The sequence below is a fragment of the Streptomyces sp. NPDC059008 genome (assembly GCF_042749045.1).
In the GTDB taxonomy this organism is placed as follows: Bacteria; Actinomycetota; Actinomycetes; order Streptomycetales; family Streptomycetaceae; genus Streptomyces.
In genome coordinates, this window is record NZ_JBHYJC010000004.1 from 72999 (window position 1) to 92833 (window position 19835).

The 19835-nt window shown below is 70.1% G+C and carries 22 protein-coding genes; 8 read left to right on the forward strand and 14 right to left on the reverse strand.

Going from position 1 to position 19835, the window contains the following annotated elements:
- Positions 1-131: 131 nt before the first annotated feature.
- The 8 genes from ACFWZH_RS08070 to ACFWZH_RS08105 all read right to left on the reverse strand — a co-directional run bounded on the left by ACFWZH_RS08070 (position 132) and on the right by ACFWZH_RS08105 (position 6874).
- Complete coding sequence (locus ACFWZH_RS08070; RefSeq protein ID WP_384426909.1) at positions 132-1361, reverse strand: cytochrome P450; 1230 nt, start codon at positions 1359-1361, stop codon at positions 132-134.
- Complete coding sequence (locus tag ACFWZH_RS08075; protein WP_384426911.1) at positions 1286-2704, reverse strand: cytochrome P450; 1419 nt, start codon at positions 2702-2704, stop codon at positions 1286-1288. Before ACFWZH_RS08075 ends, ACFWZH_RS08070 begins: the two co-directional genes overlap by 76 nt.
- Positions 2701-3327, reverse strand: a complete 627-nt coding sequence (locus ACFWZH_RS08080; RefSeq protein WP_384426913.1) for an ATP/GTP-binding protein — start codon at positions 3325-3327, stop codon at positions 2701-2703. The genes ACFWZH_RS08075 and ACFWZH_RS08080 overlap by 4 nt, the downstream gene beginning before the upstream one ends.
- Entirely contained in the window at positions 3302-3664 is a 363-nt protein-coding gene (locus tag ACFWZH_RS08085; RefSeq protein ID WP_384426915.1) for a DUF742 domain-containing protein, read from the reverse strand. The genes ACFWZH_RS08080 and ACFWZH_RS08085 overlap by 26 nt, the downstream gene beginning before the upstream one ends.
- Positions 3661-4089, reverse strand: coding sequence for a roadblock/LC7 domain-containing protein (locus tag ACFWZH_RS08090; RefSeq protein ID WP_384426917.1), 429 nt, complete (start codon positions 4087-4089; stop codon positions 3661-3663). The genes ACFWZH_RS08085 and ACFWZH_RS08090 overlap by 4 nt, the downstream gene beginning before the upstream one ends.
- A gap of 2 nt (positions 4090-4091) precedes the next feature.
- Positions 4092-5522, reverse strand: coding sequence for an ATP-binding protein (locus ACFWZH_RS08095; RefSeq protein ID WP_384426919.1), 1431 nt, complete (start codon positions 5520-5522; stop codon positions 4092-4094).
- 243 nt (positions 5523-5765) lie between these two features.
- The gene (locus tag ACFWZH_RS08100; RefSeq protein ID WP_384426921.1) at positions 5766-6059 is read right to left on the reverse strand and encodes a DUF397 domain-containing protein; all 294 of its coding nucleotides are present in this window, start codon (positions 6057-6059) and stop codon (positions 5766-5768) included.
- The gene (locus tag ACFWZH_RS08105) at positions 6041-6874 is read right to left on the reverse strand and encodes a helix-turn-helix domain-containing protein (RefSeq protein WP_384426922.1); all 834 of its coding nucleotides are present in this window, start codon (positions 6872-6874) and stop codon (positions 6041-6043) included. The genes ACFWZH_RS08100 and ACFWZH_RS08105 overlap by 19 nt, the downstream gene beginning before the upstream one ends.
- 138 nt (positions 6875-7012) lie before the next feature.
- On the opposite strand from ACFWZH_RS08105, the gene ACFWZH_RS08110 reads away from it, so the two are divergent.
- The 3 genes from ACFWZH_RS08110 to ACFWZH_RS08120 all read left to right on the forward strand — a co-directional run bounded on the left by ACFWZH_RS08110 (position 7013) and on the right by ACFWZH_RS08120 (position 9120).
- A complete protein-coding gene (locus ACFWZH_RS08110; protein ID WP_384426924.1) occupies positions 7013-7225 on the forward strand; it encodes a hypothetical protein in 213 nt (70 codons plus the stop codon).
- 219 nt (positions 7226-7444) lie between these two features.
- Complete coding sequence (recO, locus tag ACFWZH_RS08115) at positions 7445-8191, forward strand: DNA repair protein RecO (protein WP_384426927.1); 747 nt, start codon at positions 7445-7447, stop codon at positions 8189-8191.
- A gap of 110 nt (positions 8192-8301) precedes the next feature.
- A complete protein-coding gene (locus ACFWZH_RS08120; protein WP_384426929.1) occupies positions 8302-9120 on the forward strand; it encodes an isoprenyl transferase in 819 nt (272 codons plus the stop codon).
- 127 nt (positions 9121-9247) lie between these two features.
- Here the strand turns inward: ACFWZH_RS08120 and ACFWZH_RS08125 are convergent, their stop codons facing one another.
- From ACFWZH_RS08125 to ACFWZH_RS08140, 4 genes are all read right to left on the reverse strand, one after another.
- Positions 9248-9676, reverse strand: a complete 429-nt coding sequence (locus ACFWZH_RS08125; RefSeq protein WP_384426931.1) for a Fur family transcriptional regulator — start codon at positions 9674-9676, stop codon at positions 9248-9250.
- A gap of 184 nt (positions 9677-9860) precedes the next feature.
- The gene (locus ACFWZH_RS08130; RefSeq protein WP_384426933.1) at positions 9861-10760 is read right to left on the reverse strand and encodes a metal ABC transporter permease; all 900 of its coding nucleotides are present in this window, start codon (positions 10758-10760) and stop codon (positions 9861-9863) included.
- Positions 10761-10773: 13 nt separating this feature from the next.
- Positions 10774-11553 (reverse strand): metal ABC transporter ATP-binding protein, encoded by a 780-nt coding sequence (locus ACFWZH_RS08135; protein WP_384426935.1) that lies wholly within the window; start codon positions 11551-11553, stop codon positions 10774-10776.
- A gap of 41 nt (positions 11554-11594) precedes the next feature.
- Positions 11595-12560: a metal ABC transporter substrate-binding protein gene (locus ACFWZH_RS08140; protein WP_384426937.1), complete on the reverse strand. Its 966-nt coding sequence runs from the start codon at positions 12558-12560 to the stop codon at positions 11595-11597.
- Positions 12561-12772: 212 nt separating this feature from the next.
- Here ACFWZH_RS08140 and ACFWZH_RS08145 point away from each other — a divergent pair, with 212 nt between their 5' ends.
- Positions 12773-14155: a glycine--tRNA ligase gene (locus tag ACFWZH_RS08145; RefSeq protein ID WP_384426939.1), complete on the forward strand. Its 1383-nt coding sequence runs from the start codon at positions 12773-12775 to the stop codon at positions 14153-14155.
- Between the two features lie 384 nt (positions 14156-14539).
- Positions 14540-15358, forward strand: coding sequence for a hypothetical protein (locus tag ACFWZH_RS08150; RefSeq protein ID WP_384426940.1), 819 nt, complete (start codon positions 14540-14542; stop codon positions 15356-15358).
- Positions 15359-15476: 118 nt separating this feature from the next.
- On the opposite strand, the gene ACFWZH_RS08155 is transcribed toward ACFWZH_RS08150, so the two are convergent.
- Entirely contained in the window at positions 15477-15926 is a 450-nt protein-coding gene (locus ACFWZH_RS08155) for a hypothetical protein (RefSeq protein ID WP_384426942.1), read from the reverse strand.
- A 176-nt stretch (positions 15927-16102) separates the two neighbouring features.
- Here ACFWZH_RS08155 and ACFWZH_RS08160 point away from each other — a divergent pair, with 176 nt between their 5' ends.
- From ACFWZH_RS08160 to ACFWZH_RS08170, 3 genes are all read left to right on the forward strand, one after another.
- Positions 16103-17329 (forward strand): sensor histidine kinase, encoded by a 1227-nt coding sequence (locus tag ACFWZH_RS08160; protein ID WP_384426944.1) that lies wholly within the window; start codon positions 16103-16105, stop codon positions 17327-17329.
- Positions 17330-17337: 8 nt separating this feature from the next.
- Entirely contained in the window at positions 17338-17976 is a 639-nt protein-coding gene (locus ACFWZH_RS08165) for a response regulator (RefSeq protein WP_384427324.1), read from the forward strand.
- A 199-nt stretch (positions 17977-18175) separates the two neighbouring features.
- A complete protein-coding gene (locus tag ACFWZH_RS08170; protein ID WP_384426946.1) occupies positions 18176-19069 on the forward strand; it encodes a D-alanyl-D-alanine carboxypeptidase family protein in 894 nt (297 codons plus the stop codon).
- A gap of 178 nt (positions 19070-19247) precedes the next feature.
- Here the strand turns inward: ACFWZH_RS08170 and ACFWZH_RS08175 are convergent, their stop codons facing one another.
- Positions 19248-19829, reverse strand: coding sequence for a TetR family transcriptional regulator (locus tag ACFWZH_RS08175; protein WP_384426948.1), 582 nt, complete (start codon positions 19827-19829; stop codon positions 19248-19250).
- Positions 19830-19835: the final 6 nt, after the last annotated feature.

The following is a 19835-nucleotide window of genomic DNA, read 5'->3' on the forward strand; positions in this document are numbered from 1 at the left end:
TGCGCGACGCCCCGGCGCAGCCGACGCCCCCGCGGCGGCCCGAGGCCCACGCAGACCGACGCCCCGCCACCCGGAAGGTGGCGGGGCGTCGGCCGTACGCGTCGCCGAACGGCGTCAGACAGTGCCCGACATCAAGGCGTGGCCGGCGTCAGACGGATCGGCAGGCTGCGCAGCCCGGTCGTGATGAACCCGGCCGACGGCTCCAACTCCTCCTCGGGCACCGCCAGTTCGAGATCCGGGAACCGGTCGAAGAGCGCCGGAAGGGCGAGCCGCGTCTCCATCCGGGCCAGTGGGGCGCCCAGGCAGTGGTGGACACCGTGGCCGAAGCTGAGGTGCTCCACGCTCGGGCGCCGGACGGAGAACTCGCCCGCGGTGGGGCCGTGCTGCTCGGGGTCACGGCCGGCCGCCACGAACGACGGCAGGATCGCGTCGCCCTCGCGGATGGTGGGGCCGTCCGGGATCTCGATGTCCTCGACGGCGAAGCGCAGCGGCAGGTTGGCGACGCTGGGGGACCAGCGGAGGGTCTCCTCGATGACGTCGTTCCAGGAGGCCTGCCCGGCGCGCACCTGCTTGAGCTGCTCGGGGTGCGTGAGCAGGTTGTGCACCGCGTTGCCGATGAGGTTGACGGTGGTCTCGTGCCCGGCGACCAGGACCAGGAGCAGCGTGTCCAGCAGCTCCTGCTCGCTCATCTTCTGGCCGTCCTCGTCCCGCGCGCTGACCAGCAGGCTGGTCAGGTCCTCGGCGGGCTGCCGGCGCTTGAGCGCGACCAGGCCGCGCAGCAGCTCATGGGTGGCCATCAGCGTCTTCCCGGCCTCTTCCGGGTCGACGCTGGTCATGATGATCTCGGCGAGCCGGGCCAGCTCCGTGCGGGTGTCGTCGCTCGGGATGCCGAACAGCTCGCAGATGACCTGCATGGGCAGCGGGTGCGCGAAGCCCGCGCGCAGGTCGGTGACCGAGCCGGCCGGGGCCGCCGCGAGGTCCTCGATCAGGGCCGTGGTGATCCGCTCGACCGACGGCTGCATGGCCTCGGTGCGGCGGGCGGTGAAGGCCGGCGCGATGAGCTTGCGCAGCCGCCGGTGGTCCTCGCCGTACGCGGTGAACATGTTGGTGACGCCGACCCAGGTCGCCAGCCAGCCGTCCTGGTACTCGCCGCGTTGCCAGGCGGGCCAGTGTTTGCGGGGGTCCTTGGAGACGCGCGGGTCGGTCAGCAGCTTCTTGATCAGGGCGTGGCTGGTGATCGACCAGGCCTCCGGGCCCTGGGGGATCTGGACGCGGGTGACCGGCCCTAGCCGACGGAGGCGCTCGGCCTCCGCGTAGACGTCGGATCCGGTGGGGTCGAGGGCGACGAGCTGTTGTCCCATGGGGTGGCTCCTGCCTGATCGGGGGTGATGGGAGTGAAGCGGGCCGGGAGAGCGGTCAGGGCCCGTTGGAAGGCGCCGGGGCGCCAGCTCAACTCCTCTACGGGAACGGCGAGTTCAATGTCGGAGAGCCAGGCGGTGAGACGTTCGATCGCGGTGGTGGCGATCACCAGCGCATGCCGCGGCACCGGGCAGGCATGGGGCCCGGACGCCCAGGTCAGATGCGCGCCGCTGCCCGAGGCGCTGTCCAGGGAGACCTCCCCGAACTGGGTGTTGGCCGCCGCGTAGGAGACCAGCACCAGCTGCCCCTTGCGCACCCAGGTGCCGTGGAAGAACACGTCGCGGCGGGCGTAGTGCGCGGAGTACTGGCCCATCGGCGGGTCGTTCCACAGCACCTGGTTGATGGCGTCCTGCACGGTCAGCGCGCCACCGGACAGGGTGCTGTAGTAGCGGTCGTCGGAGAGCATCCGCGACAGCGCGTTGGCGATGAGGTTGGCCAGCGGCTCGTTGCCCGCGGCCATCGTCACCACGATCTGCGCGATGACCTCCTCGTCGCTCAGACCGTTGGGGTGGTCCAGGAACCAGGACGTCAGGTCCGCGCCGCGCTGCGCCTTCTTCCGGCCCACCAGCTCCATGATGTACGCCGAGAACGCCGCGTCGGCGGCCGCCGCCTCCTCCGGCGTGGCACCGTCCATCAGCCCGCCGATGGCCGCGATCAGCTGGTCGCCGTACTCGTCCGGCATACCGAAGAGGTTGTTGAACATCAGCAGCGGAAGCTGCTGGGCGTAGGCGGACATGAGGTCCACCTCGCCCGTCGCGCCGAACTTCTGGATGAGGGAGTCCGCGGCCTTGCGGACCCGCGCCCGCAGCTCCTGCGGCTCGACGAGCCGGAAGCTGTCGGTGATCACCTGGCGGTAGCGGCGGTGCACCTCCCCGTCGTTGAACAGGGCGTTGGGCCGCCAGCCCAGCATCGGCATGACCGCCGTGTCGGGCGGCACCGTCTCCATCCAGGCCCGGGAGTCCTTGGACCAGGTGGCCTCGTCGTTCAGCAGCTCCAGCGCGGCCCGGTAGTCGATGACCAGCATCGCGGTCACGCCGGTGGCGATCTCCACCGGGGCCAGGGCGCCGTACTGCCGCAAGTAGGCGTAGTAACGGTGCGGGTCGGCGGCGAACTCCGGGTCGTACAGCCTGACGAGCGAGTGGCCTTCGACCTGGTCCAGCGGATGGCCGCCCGGCGCGGGGGCGCCCTGGGCGAGGGCGTCCGCCGGTCCGGTGGCCACTCCGCCCTGGGCATGGGCGGGGCAGCCGGGTGGTGGGGTGGCACCCGGCTCGTACGGGGAAGTCACGAGGTCTGGTTCTCCTGGGGCGTGTGGGCGAGAACGTGCCCGACGAGCGCGATCAGCGCATCGACGGACTGGTCCCGGTCGCGGGCGTCGCACATCACCAGCGGCGTCTCGGGGTGCAGGTCGAGGGCTTCGCGGAGCTGCGGCACGTCGTAGTGCGGCGCGTCGGGGAAGGTGTTGACCGCGACCGCGTAGCGCAGGCCCGCCTCCTCGATGATGTCCATCACCTCGAAGGAGTCCGCGAGGCGACGGGTGTCGGCGAGGACGAGCGCGCCCAGCGCACCGCGGGCGATGTCCTGCCACAGCGGACGGAATCGTTTCTGTCCGGGGGTGCCGAACAGGTACAGCACCAGATCACCGGGCAGCGTGAGCCGCCCGAAGTCGATGGCGACGGTGGTCGTGGTTTTCTCCCGCACACCGGCGAGGTTGTCGACGAACGCACCGGACTGCGTCATCACCTCCTCGGTGTGCAGCGGCGGGGTCTCCGAGAGCGCGCGGATCAGCGTGGTCTTCCCGACCCCGAACGGCCCCGCGACCAGGAGCTTGACCAGGGTCTGGTCGGCTCCCGAGAGGTACATGCCGTCGGTGGCGGCTGCGTTGCTAGGACTTGAGAGAGCGGAGTCCATCGAGAACCCTCTCCAGGATCTGCCGGTCGAATTGCTCGGCTTCGGGGATGGGGACACGGGCGTGCAGCCGCCCGGCATCGACGAGGTCGGCGACCAGGACCTTCACCACGCTGACGGGCAGCTGAAGATGGGCGGCGACCTCCGCCAGAGACAGCGCCCCGGGCTGCAGCAGCTCCAGGATGCGGTGCTCTTCCGGGCGTACCTCACTGGTGATCGGCATCCCCGCGCTGTGCAGCAGGGTGAGCCGGTCCAACGTGTTACGGCTGGGCTGGGCGCGTCCGCCGGTCGCCAGATAGGCCGGTACGAGGCGCCTGCCGCTGCTCTGGCGCGGCGTCATGCCGGCGTACCGAGGTCCCGAGCCGGGCTGTTCATGACCTTGCTGCCCAGGGTCGTGACCTGGATCTGCATGTGGTGCGCGACGACGCCCATGTTCACCTCCGGGCCGCAGAAGACGGCCAGGCAGGTGTTCTCGCCGGCCGGTATCGCGAAGACGAAGCCCTCGTCGGACTCGATGACGGTCTGCCGCAGCCTGGCGTCGTCCTTGCCGGCGAACGCCGCGGTGACGGCGCGGCCGGCGCCCTGCAGCGCGGACATCATCGCGGCGACACCCTCGGCGGAGTCCCGGGTCAGGCCCGGAGAGGCGCCCTCGATGAAGCCGTCACCGGAGATCACGGCTGCGTGGATAACATGCGGCAGCTCCAAGAGGGGGGCCAGCACCCAGGACTTGTCCTCGGTGACGCGGCGGCGGGTGGGGCTGTTCATGGCTAGACGTTCCCTTCGGGACTGCGAGGGGCTTCGGACTGGGCTGCCGCGCGGCCGGACTCGGTGCCCTGCTGGAGTGCGGCCCAGCGAGAGGCGGCCTCCTCCGGGGAACGTTCGTGGACGGGCTCGGTGCGCGGCAGACTCTGCTCCTGCTCGGCCACCGGCTGCCGGCGGCGCCTGCGCGGCAGTCCGCCCTCGGCGGAGGCCGCCGCGGCGTCGGGCTGTGCGGGCACGCCGTGTGCCGGAGCGGCCGGCGCGGGGGTGTGCGGTGTGGGGGGAGTGGGGGCGGCGGCTCCGGTCGGGAGTACGGCGGGCCGCTCGGACGCGCCGGAACGGCGCGGCATCGGAGCCATCACGGACATGGGCTGGGCGCTCTCGTCGAGGACGGTGAGGAGGGGGTCACCCGGGATGTAGACAACGGCCCGCACGCCGCCGTACGGCGACGACTCGATGTGCACGCCGAAGCCGTACTGGCGCACCAGCTGGCCGGCCGCCGCGAAACCGGACCGCGGCGGGTCGCCGAGCTGGGTCAGCAGCAGGTCCGCGTCGCTCGCGAGGAGCTCCATCGCGGCCTTGACCTCGTCGTCGTGCATACCGACGCCGTAGTCGTCGATGATGACCGACGCACCGCGGTTGCCCTGCTGCAGCGTGACGGTGACGGGCAGCTCCCGGTGGGAGTGGTGCAGCGCGTTGGCGAGCAGCTCGGTGACGGTGATCGCGATCGGCTCGACGGCCCGGGCGACCACCGCGACGGGGTCGCGCAGCTGGTTGCTGACCTGGACGCGCTCGTAGCCGCGCAGCCGCGAGGCGGCGCCGACCACCAGCTCGGAGAGGTAGGAGTCCTCACGCGTCAGGCCCGGCCAGGCGCCGCACACCACACCGGTGGCCTGGATGCGCCGCAGCGCCTGCTCGTTGAGGAAGTCGGCGGCCAGCAGGTCCTGGGCGACGTTCGGGTCGTCGTAGCGGTGCTGCATGTCCTGCAGCGCCGTCTGGAGGCGGTAGAGCAGCGCCTGAATGGTCGTGGTCGCGCCGCGCAGCGTGGACTGCGCCGCCGCGTCGACCCGGGACCGCTCCTTGGTGATGGCCTCGCCGACCTGCTCCAGTACGGCGTTGAGGGCCTGGTCGGTCCCGGATCCGGCGAACCGGGCGTCCAGCAGCCCGCGTACGGGGACGTGCGGGTGTGCCAGCGCCATCGTGAGGTCGGGCAGCCGGGTCCCGGCCAGGTGCCGGATCTCGGCCTCGGTGGCGCGCAGCCGTGCGGAGAGCTCCGTATTGCTGTGGAGCGTGGCGCTGTTCTGTTCCTCAGCGGCGGTGAGACGGACCGTCAGGGCCTTGCGTTGTCCGTTGGCCCGGAGCATGAGCGCCGCCAGGACCAAGGCGGCGGCCGTACCTGCGCTGAGGCACCACAACAGCGCCTCCGGTATGGATGTCATCGAGATCCTCTATAAGGGGACTGAGGGGGGCGGCCGGCCATCACGGCTTCGTGGTGCCGATCATCACGCGATGCTACCGGTGAGTTGACGAGCCGTGAGGGGCGTTCCCATGGGGCGACGGAGAAGTGCGGAAGGTCACGTTCCGCCCGCGTATGCCCTGGACCATAACGTGATGTGGCCCTGTCATCCAGGAGAGATGGCAGGGCCCTTGTGCGCTTGTTGTGATGGCTTGGTGAAGTCCGGTCAGCCGGCCGTGAACCGCGCGTTCTTGACGGCGTCTACGAAAGCGGACCATGCGGACGCGGAGAAGGCCACGGCCGGACCGTGGGGAACCGCCTTGCTGTCGCGGACGGGGACGAGGCCGGGGAAGTCGTCGGAGACCTCGATGCAGCTGCCGCCGTTGGTGTCGCTGTAACTGCTCTTACGCCAGGTGGCGGCGCCAGGGAAGTTGTGGGCGACTTCGACGCAGTCCCCGCCGTTGCCGTCGCTGTAGCTGCTCTTGCGCCACTGGGCAGTGCTCAGGTCGTACTCTCGCATCGCCTGTAGTCCTCCGCCGCCGATTCGATCAGGGCTAGGGACGCCTCCGGCGACAGTGCGGCGGCCCTGAGCAGATCGTATGCCTCTTGGGATCGCTTCACCATCGCCGGATCGTCCAGCAAATTCCCCGAAAACACGGCTTCTGTATAGGCAGTCGGCGGCGCGTCCTCGAACTCCATGAGCTTCAGCGTTCCAGTGGGCAGGGCGCAGGCGCCTGCGCTGAACGGGACCACCAGCACAAGCGCGATCCAGTCGCGTGCCGTGGCGGCGATGTGGTCCAGTTGCTCAGCCATGGCCATTGGGCCACCCACGGGGATGCGCAGCACGCATTCGTGCAAGATTGCCCAATATGCAGGCCGTGTTGCGCTCTTGAGGATCCGCGCGCGGTCCATCCTTGCGGCGACCATGTCCTCTACATACTCCGGCGTCGCAAATGGGTTGGTCGCGCGAGTGATTGCGCGCGCGTACGGCGCCGTTTGTAACAACCCCGGCACCACCGTTGGTGCGAACTCGCAGATCTTCGTTGCCAGCGTCTCCAGATCCGCCACAGCCGCGAAGTAATCCGCGTACCGCTTGTCGTCGATCAGCTTGCGCCAGGCCCGCTCGAAAAAGCCGTCGGTTTGTAGCACCTCGTCGATCCGGATCGCCACGTCCAGCTGCGGCTTGCGGATCGCCTGCTCGAACTGGCCGATGTAGCCGCCGGAGACGAACACCCGCCGCCCCAGTTCGCCCTGCGTCAGTCCGGCGAGCTCCCGGCGGTACTTGAGCTCCGCGCCCCAGTGCTCCCATGCCGCCATGCGTGAGCCGTTGGCCATGGCTGACTCCCTCTAACTCCCACTGTGTGCACGGCAGTTGTAGTGCCGATCCCGTGCCGATCCCCTTGCCCAGCGTAGTTCCGCAACGTCACGCTCTGCATGCAAACCGTGAACAACCCTGCGAAAAGGCGGACGATCATGAACCACCTCAAGGAAGTCGATGCCGTGACGACGGAACTGCGCGAGGCCCTCGCCGGGGCGGGGGTCGTCCTGCCGTCGCTGCGCCCCGACCCCGTCTCGATCGCGCACCGCTACAACCCGCCGCTCGTCGAGCTGGGCCGCTGCTCGATGGAGGTCGCCCGCCAGCTGACCGCGGCGCTGGTAGCGCAGGCACGGGGGCCGCGGCCCTAGCGGAGCGGAGGTGCTCGGGCGGTCGGTCGACGGTGCACGCCCGCCCCCACCGGCCTGTCCTCCCCCCACTCACGGGAGGGGGCAGACCGTAGGACGGAGTCCGTAGGGCTGTCACCGCACCCGACAAACAACCGCCCGCCGCCAGGCGCAACGGCGAGCAACCACCACGGCGGGACAGCCGACGACGTGGGCACCCCCGCCATGCGGAACAATGGCGCCATGAGTCTGTTCCGCGACGACGGCATCGTGCTGCGCACCCAGAAGCTGGGTGAGGCGGACCGGATCATCACGCTGCTCACCCGGGGCCACGGCCGGGTCCGGGCGGTGGCCCGTGGCGTACGGCGCACGAAGTCGAAGTTCGGGGCGCGGCTGGAGCCGTTCTCGCATGTGGACGTGCAGTTCTACGCCCGCGGCAGCGAGCTGATCGGCCGCGGCCTGCCACTGTGTACGCAGAGCGAGACGATCGCCGCGTACGGTGGCGGGATCGTCACCGACTACGCCCGCTACACCGCCGGTACGGCCATGCTGGAGACCGCCGAGCGGTTCACCGACCACGAGGGCGAGCCCGCCGTACAGCAGTACCTGCTGCTGGTCGGCGGCCTGCGGACGCTCTCACGCGGCGAGCACGCCCCGCACCTCGTCCTGGACGCCTTCCTGCTGCGCTCGCTCGCCGTCAACGGCTACGCGCCGAGTTTCGACAGCTGTGCGCGGTGCGGGCTGCCCGGACCCAACCGGTTCTTCTCCGTGGCGTCGGGCGGAGTGATATGCGGCGACTGCCGGGTCCCCGGAAGCGTCGTACCCTCCTCAGAGGCCATCGGGCTCCTCAGCGCGCTGCTGACCGGCGACTGGGAGACCGCGGACGCCTGCGAGGCCCGTCACGCCCGGGAGGGCAGCGGGCTGGTCACGGCGTATCTGCACTGGCATCTGGAGCGGGGCCTGCGCTCTCTCCGGTATGTAGAGCAATAGCCGGTACGCAGAGCAATAGCCGGTACGCAGAGCAATGGCCGGTAGGTAGAGCAATGGCGCACAAGCACATAACGAACCCCTCGAAGCGACACATAGGAGACGTGGGCCGCATGGCACGACGCGGGATTCTGGGCCGTAATCGGCGCGAGTACGAGACGCCCGAGCCGCACCCTTCCGGTGCGCGGCCGCCGAAGATCCCCAGTGATCTGGTCCCGAACCATGTGGCCGTCGTCATGGACGGCAACGGCCGGTGGGCCAAGGAGCGCGGGCTGCCGCGCACCGAGGGCCACAAGGTCGGCGAGGGCGTCGTCCTGGACGTGCTCAAGGGCTGCATCGAGATGGGCGTGAAGAACCTCTCGCTCTACGCCTTCTCGACGGAGAACTGGAAGCGGTCGCCCGACGAGGTCAAGTTCCTGATGAACTTCAACCGGGACGTGATCCGGCGGCGGCGCGACGAGATGGACGCGCTGGGCATCCGCATCCGCTGGGTCGGGCGGATGCCGAAGCTGTGGAAGTCCGTGGTGCAGGAGCTCCAGATCGCCCAGGAGCAGACCAAGAACAATGACGCGATGACGCTGTATTTTTGCGTGAATTACGGCGGTCGGGCGGAGATCGCGGACGCGGCGGCGGCGATCGCGGCGGATGTACGGGCCGGGAAGCTGGACCCGTCGAAGGTCAACGAGAAGACCGTCGCGAAGTACATGTACTACCCGGACATGCCGGACGTGGACCTCTTCGTGCGGCCGTCCGGCGAGCAGCGGACCTCGAACTACCTGATCTGGCAGAGCGCGTACGCCGAGATGGTGTTCCAGGACATTCTGTGGCCGGACTTCGACCGCCGGAACCTGTGGGACGCGTGCCTGGAGTACGCCAAGCGGGACCGCCGCTTCGGGGCGGCGCCGGCGCCGGACGGCCACCCGGCCACGTAAGGCAGCGCGACCACGACACGGGCCGCCCCCCTCAAGGGGGGCGGCCCGTGTGCGTTGGCGCTGGTGCTACTGCGGTCCCGGTGTTACTGCGTTTCCGGTGATCCCGGCGTTCCCGGTGATCCCGGTGTCACTTCTCCTCGGCGGCCCGCTCGGCGCACTCGCCGCACGTCCCGAAGATCTCGATGGTGTGCGCCACGTCCCGGAAGCCGTGCTCCGCGGCGATCTGGTCGGCCCACTTCTCCACCGCGGGGCCCTCGACCTCGACGGCCTTGCCGCAGGACCGGCACACCAGGTGGTGGTGGTGATCGTCGGTGCTGCACCGGCGGTAGACGGCCTCGCCGTCGCTGGTGCGCAGCACATCGACCTCGCCGGCGTCGGCGAGGGACTGCAGAGTGCGGTACACGGTCGTCAGCCCGACCGAGTCACCGCGGTGCTTGAGCATGTCGTGCAGTTCCTGGGCACTGCGGAACTCGTCCACCTCGTCGAGTGCGGCGGACACCGCGGTCCGCTGCCGCGTCGACCGGCCGCGTACCGGAGATCCCGCGCTCGTCGCCACCGTTGCCTCCCTAGGACGTCAGGGACCTCTCCCTGCACATGCGTCCCGCCATTGTGCCAGGTGATGCCCGGATCCCCGGTGGGACGCTTACACCTGCGCGGACATCTCCCCTTGCCGGGTGGGTACGTCTGCACGTACCCACCCACGTATATCTATGCGCCGATTCGTGGGGGCTCAGCCGGCTTTATCCGGCCACCTTCACGTCGTCGGCGGCGGTGCGGCTGCCGGGTACCTCCAGGGTGCACCCCGTACCGGGCCGTGCGGCAGCCCTGGCGCGCCTTTTCGTCAGCGGCCCGGCGAGCGCGGTGAAGACGACGAACAGGCCGATGGCGAGCAGCACGATCGTCGCGCCGGACGGCACGTCCACGTAGTACGAGGTGGTGGTGCCCGTAAGAGTGACCGCCACACCGATCGCCACGGCCACCGTGAAGGTGACCGCGAAGCTGCGGCTGATCTGCTGCGCGGCCGCGACCGGGATCACCATCAGGGCGCTGACCAGCAGCAGGCCGACGACGCGCATGGCGACGGTGACGGTGACCGCGGCGGTCACGGCGATCAGGAGGTTCAGCAGCCGCACCGGCAGGCCGGTCACCCGGGCGAACTCCTCGTCCTGGCAGACGGCGAACAGCTGGCGGCGCAGGCCGACGGTGACCGCCAGCACCAGCGCGGCGAGCACGCAGATCGTCGTCATGTCCTGCGGTGAGACGGTGGTGATCGAGCCGAAGAGGTAGGTGCCGAAGTTGGCGTTGGAGCCGGCGTCCGACAGGCTCATCAGCATCACGCCGCCCGCCATGCCGCCGTAGAACAGCATGGCCAGCGCGAGGTCGCCGCGGGTCTTGCCGTACCAGCGGATCAGCTCCATGACGACGGAGCCGGTGACGGCGACGGCGGTGGCGACCCAGACGGGGCTCTGGTTGAGCAGGAAGCCGAGGCCGACGCCGGTGAGCGCGACATGGCCGATGCCGTCGCCCATCAGGGCCTGGCGGCGCTGGACGAGGTAGATGCCGATGGCGGGGGCGGTGACGCCGACGAGCAGGGCGGCGATCAGGGCCCGCTGCATGAAGGGGAAGCTGAGGATTTCCATGGCGATACAGCCCCTAGGTCAGCAGGCCGGTGCGGAGCGGTTCCGCGGCGGCGTCGGCGTGTGGGTGGACGTGGTCGTGGCCGGGCAGGGCGTGCTGGCCCACGGCCTTGGGTGGCGGGCCGTCGTGGACGACGCAGCCGTCGCGCAGCACCACCGCGCGGTCGATCAGCGGCTCCAGCGGGCCCAGCTCGTGCAGGACGAGCAGGACCGTGGCGCCGGCGGCGACCTGCTCGCGCAGGGCGGCGGCGAGCACCTCCTGGCTGGCCAGGTCGACGCCGGCCATCGGCTCGTCCATGATCAGCAGTTCCGGTTCGCCGGCCAGGGCCCTGGCTATCAGCACCCGCTGGTGCTGTCCGCCGGAGAGCGCGTCGACGGCGTCCTTGGCGCGGTCGGCCATCCCGACCAGCTCCAGGGCGCGGTGTACGGCCGTGCGGTCGGCCTTGCGCAGGATGCCCAGCTTCGTATGGGCCAGGCGGCCGGCGGTGACGACCTCGCGGACGGTGGCGGGGACCCCGCCGGCCGCGGTGGTGCGCTGCGGGACGTACCCGATCCGGGCCCAGTCCTTGAAGCGGCGGAACTCCGTGCCGAACAGGGACAGCGTGCCGCCGGTGAGCGGGACCTGGCCGATCACCGAGCGCACGGCGGTGGACTTGCCCGACCCGTTGGCGCCCAGCAGCGCGACGACCTCGCCGGAGCGGACGGTGAGGTCGACGCCGCGCAGCACGGGGCGGGCGCCCAGGGAGGCGGTGGCGCCGCGCAGGTCGATGACCGGCTGGGGGTGCGGCTGGTTCACGGTGTCCTCCGTAACGGGTCGGGGCGGCGGGGCGGAACTGCTCACTTGCTGCCGAGGGCCTTCTGCAGCGCGGCGAGGTTGGCGCGCTGCACACCGAAGTAGTCCTTGCCGCGGGACTTGGCGGTGATGCCCTCCAGCGGGTCGAGCACATCGGTCTTCAGGTGCAGGTCGCCGGCCAGGGTCCGGGCGGTGGCCGGGTTGGCGATCGTCTCGAAGAAGACCGTGGAGACGTGGTGCTCCTTGGCGAGGGTGTGCAGGCTCTTGACGCGGTGGGCGCTGGGCTCGGACTCGGGGTCGAGTCCGCTGATGGCCTCCTCGGTGAGGCCGTAGCGCTCGGCGAGGTAGCCGAAGGCGGCGTGGGTGGTGATGAAGGTGTCGGACGCCCGCTTCTTCAGCCCGTCCTTGAAGTCGGCGTCCAGTGCCCGGAGCTTCTTCACCAGCGCGTCGGTGTTCTTCTGGTAGTCGGCCTTGTGGTCCGGGTCGGCCTTGGCGAGGGTCTTGTTGACGCCCTTGGCGACCTCGGCGTACTTCACCGGATCCAGCCAGATGTGCGGGTCTTTCCCGCCCTCGGACTCGGAGTGCGCGTGCTCGCCGCCGGCGTGGTCGTGGTCGTGGCCGTCGACCTCGGTGCCGTGGGCTTCGAGGGAGGTCAGGGCCGCCGCGTCGGCGACGTTCTCGACGCCGGACTGGGCGATCGCGTCGTCCACGGCGGGCTGCAGGCCCTTGAGGTAGACCACCGCGCCGACCGTGCTGAGCTGGGCGGTCTGCTGCGCGGTGAGGGTCAGGTCGTGCGGCTCGACACCGGGCTTGGTGAGGCCGGTCACCTCGACGTGGTCGCCGCCGATCTGCTCGGCGAGGAATTCCATGGGGTAGAAGGACGCCGCCACCTTCAGCTTGCCGTCGTCCGTGCGCGTCGCGTCGGCCGTGGAGCAGGCGGAGAGGGCCAGGAGGCCGAGTACCGAGGCTCCGGCGACGGCGGCGGTGGATATGTGACGGCGTATGTTCATGACAGTCATTTTCAACAAACTTGGAAACGGTTGTCAACAAACCGGGGGTGGGGTGTGAGCGGGGCGACAGTGGTGCGGAACCGATTTGGTCTGGGGGGTGCGCCCGCCGGTACCCTGAACTATTCGTCCATCCGTCTCCCGACCACCCCCCAGCGCGAGACGTCAGGGCGTCTGCCCAATTCATCGTTCGTCGTCGTAATGAAGAGAGCACCGTGGCCGCCGACAAGATCGATACCATCGTCAGCCTGAGCAAGCGCCGTGGCTTCGTATACCCCTGCAGTGAGATCTACGGCGGCTCTCGGGCTGCCTGGGACTACGGTCCGCTGGGCGTCGAGCTCAAGGAGAACATCAAGCGTCAGTGGTGGCGCTCCATGGTCACCTCGCGCGACGACGTCGTCGGTCTCGACTCGTCGGTGATCCTGGCCCCCGAGGTGTGGCAGGCGTCCGGCCACGTCGCCACCTTCACCGACCCGCTCACCGAGTGCACCTCCTGCCACAAGCGCTTCCGCGCGGACCACCTGGAGGAGGCGTACGAGGCCAAGCACGGCAAGCTCCCCGAGAACGGCCTCGCCGACATCAACTGCCCGCACTGCGGCAACAAGGGCGGCTTCACCGAGCCCAAGCAGTTCTCCGGCCTGCTCTCCACCCACCTCGGCCCGTCGCAGGACACCGCCTCGGTCGCCTACCTGCGCCCCGAGACCGCGCAGGGCATCTTCACCAACTTCGCCCAGGTCCAGCAGACCTCCCGCAAGAAGCCGCCGTTCGGCATCGCGCAGATGGGCAAGTCCTTCCGGAACGAGATCACTCCGGGCAACTTCATCTTCCGCACCCGCGAGTTCGAGCAGATGGAGATGGAGTTCTTCGTCAAGCCGGGCGAGGACGAGAAGTGGCAGGAGTACTGGATGGAGCAGCGCTGGAACTGGTACGTCGACCTCGGTATCCGCGAGGAGAACATCCGCTGGTTCGAGCACCCGGCCGAGAAGCTCTCGCACTACTCCAAGCGCACGGCTGACATCGAGTACCGCTTCAACTTCGGCGGCACCGAGTTCTCCGAGCTGGAGGGTGTGGCCAACCGCACCGACTACGACCTGGGCGCGCACTCCAAGGCGTCCGGCCAGGACCTCTCCTACTTCGACCAGGAGGCCGGCGAGCGCTGGACTCCGTACGTCATCGAGCCGGCGGCCGGTGTGAACCGCGCGATGCTGGCCTTCATGCTCGACGCGTACGTCGAGGACGAGGCGCCCAACGCCAAGGGCAAGATGGAGAAGCGCACGGTCATGCGGCTCGACCCGCGCCTGGCGCCGGTCAAGGTCGCGGTCCTGCCGCTGTCCCGCAACCCGCAGCTGTCGCCGAAGGCCAAGGGCCTCGCCGCCGACCTGCGCAAGAACTGGAACATCGAGTTCGACGACGCGGGCGCCATCGGCCGCCGCTACCGCCGCCAGGACGAGATCGGCACGCCGTTCTGCGTCACGGTCGACTTCGACACCCTCGACGACAACGCGGTCACCGTGCGCGAGCGCGACACGATGAAGCAGGAGCGGGTGTCCCTGGACCAGATCCAGTCGTACCTGGGCGGGCGACTGCTGGGCTGCTAGTCCCTGACGCGATGGCGTCGATGTAGTCCGTCGCGGGGTGGCGTCGGAGGAGGCCCTCACGGGGTGGTGCCGGAGCAGTCCCCCGCGGACGGTGTCGACGTAGCACCGTCGCACTGCCGCAAAGCGCCGGTCGGGCTCGGAGTCATCCGGGCCCGACCGGCGCTTTTGTGTGGCACGGACCGGTCCGAGTGGTGGATCAACTCGCTCGCCGGGGACGGGCCGGCTGCACGAGATGCCGGCTCCCCGCGCCCGGGACCGGGCCGTGTCACGCGCGGGTCACGCGCGGGTCACGCCGGATCAACGCCGCCGTCATGCTCGACCTGCCACGCTGGTCGGGGTATGGGTGGGGGGTATCCAGATCGCATCCACCCAAGAGCAGGCACCATGACGACGAACATCCGGAAGCGCGTTCCCCAGGTGGTCGGTGTGTCGTTCCTGGCCGTGACGCTCACCGGAACGGTGGGCACGATCAGCGCGGTGGCCACTGACGCAGCGCCTACGAAGGCTACGGCGCAATCGTCGAGCCTGGCACCGGACGTGCCCTGCTCGTCGTTCTACCTCGACAAGCAGACCGGAAAGCTCGTCGCCTTCCCGTCGAACTGCACGCTGCCAGGCGGTCGAATCACGGGCGCCACCACGACTGGTGGCACCACCACCGGCACCAGCACGACCGGGGCCACCACTACCGGCGGCGGTGGAGTTGGCTCCGGCACGAGCGGCGGCGTTGTCGGTGGCTCCGGAGGCACCTCAGGCGACGCCACGACCGGTCAGACCGGTGGTACGGCTACCGCGGGTGATGCCACGACCAGCCAGACCAGCGGCACAGCCACCTCAGGCGACGCCATGACCAGTCAGACTGGCGGTACGGGCACTGCGGGTGATGCTACGACCGGCCAGACCGGTGGTACGGCTACCGCGGGTGATGCCACGACCAACCAGACCAGCGGCACAGCCACCTCAGGCGACGCCATGACCAGCCAGACCAGCGGGACGGCCACCTCAGGTGATGCTACGACCAGCCAGACTGGCGGTACGGCTACCGCGGGCGACGCCGCGACCAGCCAGACCAGCGGGACGGCCACCTCAGGCGACGCCATGACCAGTCAGACTGGCGGTACGGGCACTGCGGGTGATGCCACGACCAGCCAGACCAGCGGCACAACGCCCGGCGGCGGCAACGCCACGGGCGTCCGCGGAGGCTGAGGCGAGCTACGCGCGGTCGTCGCCCACGCGGTCCGCCGGGGCACGGGCGCGGTCATCTGGCGGTCATCTGCAGGCTGCGCTTCCGCCTTGAGGCGGGCCGACCGCACGTGGTAGCGGCTCAATGTCGGGGGGTGGACAACCGCCGCGCCGCGAGCCAGGTGCACAGGGCCGCCAGGGGGAGTTCGGCCGCGGCGGCCATGGCTATGGCGGTGGCCAGTTCCGGGCCGGGGGCGGCGGTGGCGAGGTCGATGCAGGCGTCGGCGAGGAGGAGGACGGCCGCGGCGGCCGCGGGCGCCCGGTGGCGGAGGCCGCCGCGCAGCAGGCGGGTGCCGGCGGTCAGGAGTGCGGCGGCCTCCAGCGCGTCGAGGGCGACCCAGGCGGCCGCCTCGGCGGGCGGCATCGTGCCGGCGAGGTAGCCGAGCCAGGGGAGCAGGGCCAGACCGGCGCCCACCAGGACGCGGCCCTGCCACCGGCGGGCGGCGCCGACCCGTGCGGGCCCGTGGCAGGCCACCGGCGGCGTCGCGTAACGTCCGTCGTGCGCAGGGGAGTTGAGGGCGATGAAAGCCATGGCAGGGGTCTCTTCCGGTGTCTGGAACCCGGCCGTCGGGCTCGTGATCAAGACTCCGGTTTTCGCCGGCCCCAGTCAGTAACGCCGCTGTCCGACCTGGGGTGGCACCAGCTACACCCCTCGTACGGCAACGGGCTTCATGGCGGCCCGCGGCACCCGACATCTACGGTTGGATCATGAAAATCCCGCCCCGGCTGCGGCGCGTGCTCACCCGCCTGACCCGCGACACGTCCTTCCTCGCCCTAGGGGCGCCGCTGCACCTGTTCATCGGGTTCCTGCTGTTCATGATCTTCGGTCTCGTATGGGAGATCGTCGAGGGGCACGACGCCAGTGTGCCGGTGGTCCTGGGCCTCACGGTGGTGCTGACGGTGCTCTCTGTGCCGGCGCTGACCGCCGCCCAGCGCTGGCGCTTCCGGCAGCTGCTCGGGATCGACATCCCCCGTCCCGGATGGCGGCGTCCACAACGGCAGTTCGGTTACCACTGCCTGGTCGGCACGCTGCTCGGCGGGCTCGAAGTGCTGCTGCTGTCCCTGCTGCTCTCGGGCCTGGCCGCCGCCACGGTGTACGCATGGGTGTGGGGGGTGCCCTGGACCTGGCGGGCCGACCACCCCGGCTACACCACCCAGGCGTTCTACGTCACCCTCGCCGGCCTCGCCGCGCTCGCCGTGGTCCCCGCCCTCGCCGCGGCCCTGGTGCGCCTCGAAACGCGCCTCGGGCCCGATCTGCTGGGGCCCGATCCGAGCGCGGACCTGGTGCGGCGGGTGGCCGACCTCACCGAGAGCCGCGCCGGGGCGGTGGACGCCGCGGATGCCGAACGGCGGCGCATCGAACGCGATCTGCACGACGGGGCGCAGCAGCGGCTGGTGTCGCTGGCGCTGAATCTGGGGCTGGCAAAGGTCACGCTGACGGATCTGCCGCCGGAGGTGCGGGAGGTCATCGACACCGCGCACCGCGAGGCGAAGGAGGCGATCGAGGAGCTGAGCAGTCTGGTGCGGGGGCTGCACCCCTCCGTACTCGACGAGCTGGGGCTGGACGCGGCGCTCTCCGGACTCGCGGCCCGTGCGCCGCTGCCCGTACGGCTGCGGGTGGACCTGCCGCCGGAGCTGCCGCAGCGAGTGACGCCGGCGGTCGAGGCGGTCGCGTACTTCGTCGTCTCCGAGGCGTTGACGAACATCGCCAAGCACGCGCCGCAGGCGACCAGGGCGGATGTGACGGTCACCCGGCTCGGCGGGATACTGCGGGTGGTGATCGCCGATGACGGTATGGGCGGGGCCGATCCGTCCAAGGGGAGCGGCCTGACGGGCCTCGCCCAGCGAGTGCGGTCCGTGGACGGAACATTCCGGATGAGCAGCCCCGTGGGGGGCCCGACCATGATGAGCGTGGAGCTGCCGTGCCCGATGTGAGGCGTGCCGTGATCGCCGAGGACTCCGTCCTGCTGCGGATCGGGCTGGTCAAGGTGGTGGAGATGGCCGGGTTCGAGGTGGCGGCCGAGTCCGGGGACGCGCAGGGGCTGTTGGCGGCGGTCGAGGAGCACCGGCCGGACCTGGCGGTGGTGGACGTGCGGATGCCGCCCGACTTCACGGACGAGGGGGTGCGGGCGGCGCTGTCGATCCGCCGGCAGTGGCCCGGCACGGCGGTGCTGATGCTCTCCCAGTACGTCGAGGAGCGCTACGCGGCCGATCTGCTGGCCACGAACACCAGCGGAGTGGGCTATCTGCTCAAGCAGCGGGTGGCGGATGTCGAGGAGTTCATCGAGGCGCTGCGGCGGGTGGCCGACGGCGGGACCGCGCTCGACCCGCAGGTCGTCGCCCAGCTGCTGGTGCGGCGGGCGAGCGATCCGCTGGAGCGGCTGACGGCCCGTGAACGGGACGTGCTCGCCCTGATGGCCGAGGGCCGCTCCAACGCGGGGATCGCCGCCCAGTTGGTGGTGAGTGAGAGCGCGGTCGCCAAGCACATCAACAACATCCTCGCCAAGCTCGACCTGCCGAAGGCCGACGGCGATCACCGGCGGGTGCTGGCGGTGCTGCGCTTCCTCGGGGTGGGCGCCTGATCCGTCGCGTGACGCGCCGTCGTTGACGTGGTGTGAGCTGCTGCCCGCCATGGTTCCCGCCGTGGTTCCACCGCGTGAAATGGCGGAAATAAAAGCCGTCGGCGCGCATCCATTGGTCTGTCTCAGGCGTCTCACGACCGAGCGGCTTTCTCATATGAGCCGCACTGCAGGGGTATCAGGGGTATTTGGAGTATTCAATTTGAAAACTGGCATCAAGGGCATTCGTCGCATCTCCGCAGTTGCCCTCACCGCGGGAGCCGTCCTGACGGCAGGGGTGTTCGCCGCCCCGGCGCAGGCCGCCACGCTCCCGACGCCCACGGTCGCCGCCAAGGGCGGTTTCGTGATGAACAACGGCACGGGTAAGACGCTGTACACCAAGGCCGCGGACACCCGTCGCTCCACCGGCTCCACCACCAAGATCATGACGGCCCGGGTGGTGCTCGCGCAGCCGAACCTCAACCTGGACTCCAAGGTCACGGTCCAGAAGGCGTACAGCGACTACATCGTCGACAACGACTGGGCCTCGTCGGCCCGGCTGATCGTCGGCGACAAGGTCACGGTCCGTCAGTTGCTGTACGGGCTGATGCTGCCGTCGGGCTGCGACGCGGCGTACGCGCTGGCGGACAAGTTCGGCAGCGGGTCCACGCGGGAAGCGCGCGTGAAGTCGTTCATCGGCAAGATGAACTCCACGGCCAAGAGCCTCGGGCTGACGAACACCCACTTCGACTCGTTCGACGGCATCGGGCACGGTGCGAACTACTCGACGCCGCGTGACCTGACCAAGCTGGCCAGCAGCGCGATGAAGTACTCCACGTTCCGCTCCGTCGTGAAGACGAAGTCGACGAAGCAGAAGGTCACCACCAAGAGCGGTGGATACCGCTACATGGAGTGGACCAACACCAACGGCCTGCTCGGCAGCTACTCCGGCACCATCGGCGTCAAGACCGGCTCGGGTCCGGAGGCCAAGTACTGCCTGGTCTTCGCCGCCACCCGGAACGGTAAGACCGTCATCGGCACGGTCCTCGCCTCCACCTCGGTCGCCAACCGCACGGCGGACGCGAAGAAGCTGATGGACTACGCCTTCAAGAAGTAACCCGGGCGAGCCTTCGGCCCGAACCGGGCCGGGCGTGGGGCCCGTTCGCGACCGCACGGTCGCGGGCGGGCCCCTTCGCCGTTCTGACGGCGGTCTGGGGAGCGGCCTGGGGCGGCCGTCTGGGGCGGCGGTTTCGGTAGCGGTCGCGGGGCAGGGCCTTGTGGGGTCCCGGAGCGCCTCAGCTGCGCAGGCCCCGCAGGACCAGTTCGCGGACGGCTTCGAAGTCGGCGGTGATCTCCGGTCGGGACCACTCGGGGGCGTAACACGGGTCGTGGAAGCGGCCGGTGGCGTCGAAGACGGCGCGGGCGGCGATGGCGGGGGAGGGGGTCTGGAAGGCACCCTGGCTGACGCCGGCCTCGATGATGACGGCGAGCTGGGACTCCAGGTCGGTGACGTGGCGGTCGACCACACCGCCGCTCTCGCCGATCAACGTCATGTACGTGGCGAACAGTTCGGGGTCGTCGCCGGCCTTGTGCCGCTTGGCCTCGAAGAGGGCGGTCAGCCAGCGGTCCAGGCGCTCGGGGGCCGGGCCCTCCTCGGCGACGATGACCGACAGCTCCTGGCTCGTACGGTCCAGCCAGCGCGCGGTGACCGCCTCCCGCAGCGCCGCCTTCGTGCGGAAGTGGCGGTAGACGCTGCCGTGGCTGACGCCCAGGGCGCGTGCCACGTCCACGACCGTGGCCTTGGCCGGGCCGTAGCGGCGCAGCACCTCCTCGGTGGCTTCGAGGATGCGCTCGGGGGTCAACGTCTCGGGGGGCATGGGGCG

Excerpts from the sequence above, each read along its gene's own strand:
- ACFWZH_RS08070 (WP_384426909.1), bottom strand. The coding sequence starts at position 1,361 with ATGGGACAACAGCTCGTCGCCCTCGACCCCACCGGATCCGACGTCTAC.
- ACFWZH_RS08080 (WP_384426913.1), bottom strand. The coding sequence starts at position 3,327 with ATGGACTCCGCTCTCTCAAGTCCTAGCAACGCAGCCGCCACCGACGGC.
- ACFWZH_RS08085 (WP_384426915.1), bottom strand. The coding sequence starts at position 3,664 with ATGACGCCGCGCCAGAGCAGCGGCAGGCGCCTCGTACCGGCCTATCTG.
- ACFWZH_RS08090 (WP_384426917.1), bottom strand. The coding sequence starts at position 4,089 with ATGAACAGCCCCACCCGCCGCCGCGTCACCGAGGACAAGTCCTGGGTG.
- ACFWZH_RS08095 (WP_384426919.1), bottom strand. The coding sequence starts at position 5,522 with ATGACATCCATACCGGAGGCGCTGTTGTGGTGCCTCAGCGCAGGTACG.
- ACFWZH_RS08100 (WP_384426921.1), bottom strand. The coding sequence starts at position 6,059 with ATGCGAGAGTACGACCTGAGCACTGCCCAGTGGCGCAAGAGCAGCTAC.
- ACFWZH_RS08105 (WP_384426922.1), bottom strand. The coding sequence starts at position 6,874 with ATGGCCAACGGCTCACGCATGGCGGCATGGGAGCACTGGGGCGCGGAG.
- ACFWZH_RS08110 (WP_384426924.1), top strand. The coding sequence starts at position 7,013 with ATGAACCACCTCAAGGAAGTCGATGCCGTGACGACGGAACTGCGCGAG.
- recO (WP_384426927.1), top strand. The coding sequence starts at position 7,445 with ATGAGTCTGTTCCGCGACGACGGCATCGTGCTGCGCACCCAGAAGCTG.
- ACFWZH_RS08120 (WP_384426929.1), top strand. The coding sequence starts at position 8,302 with ATGGCACGACGCGGGATTCTGGGCCGTAATCGGCGCGAGTACGAGACG.
- ACFWZH_RS08130 (WP_384426933.1), bottom strand. The coding sequence starts at position 10,760 with ATGGAAATCCTCAGCTTCCCCTTCATGCAGCGGGCCCTGATCGCCGCC.
- ACFWZH_RS08140 (WP_384426937.1), bottom strand. The coding sequence starts at position 12,560 with ATGAACATACGCCGTCACATATCCACCGCCGCCGTCGCCGGAGCCTCG.
- ACFWZH_RS08150 (WP_384426940.1), top strand. The coding sequence starts at position 14,540 with ATGACGACGAACATCCGGAAGCGCGTTCCCCAGGTGGTCGGTGTGTCG.
- ACFWZH_RS08155 (WP_384426942.1), bottom strand. The coding sequence starts at position 15,926 with ATGGCTTTCATCGCCCTCAACTCCCCTGCGCACGACGGACGTTACGCG.
- ACFWZH_RS08160 (WP_384426944.1), top strand. The coding sequence starts at position 16,103 with ATGAAAATCCCGCCCCGGCTGCGGCGCGTGCTCACCCGCCTGACCCGC.
- ACFWZH_RS08175 (WP_384426948.1), bottom strand. The coding sequence starts at position 19,829 with ATGCCCCCCGAGACGTTGACCCCCGAGCGCATCCTCGAAGCCACCGAG.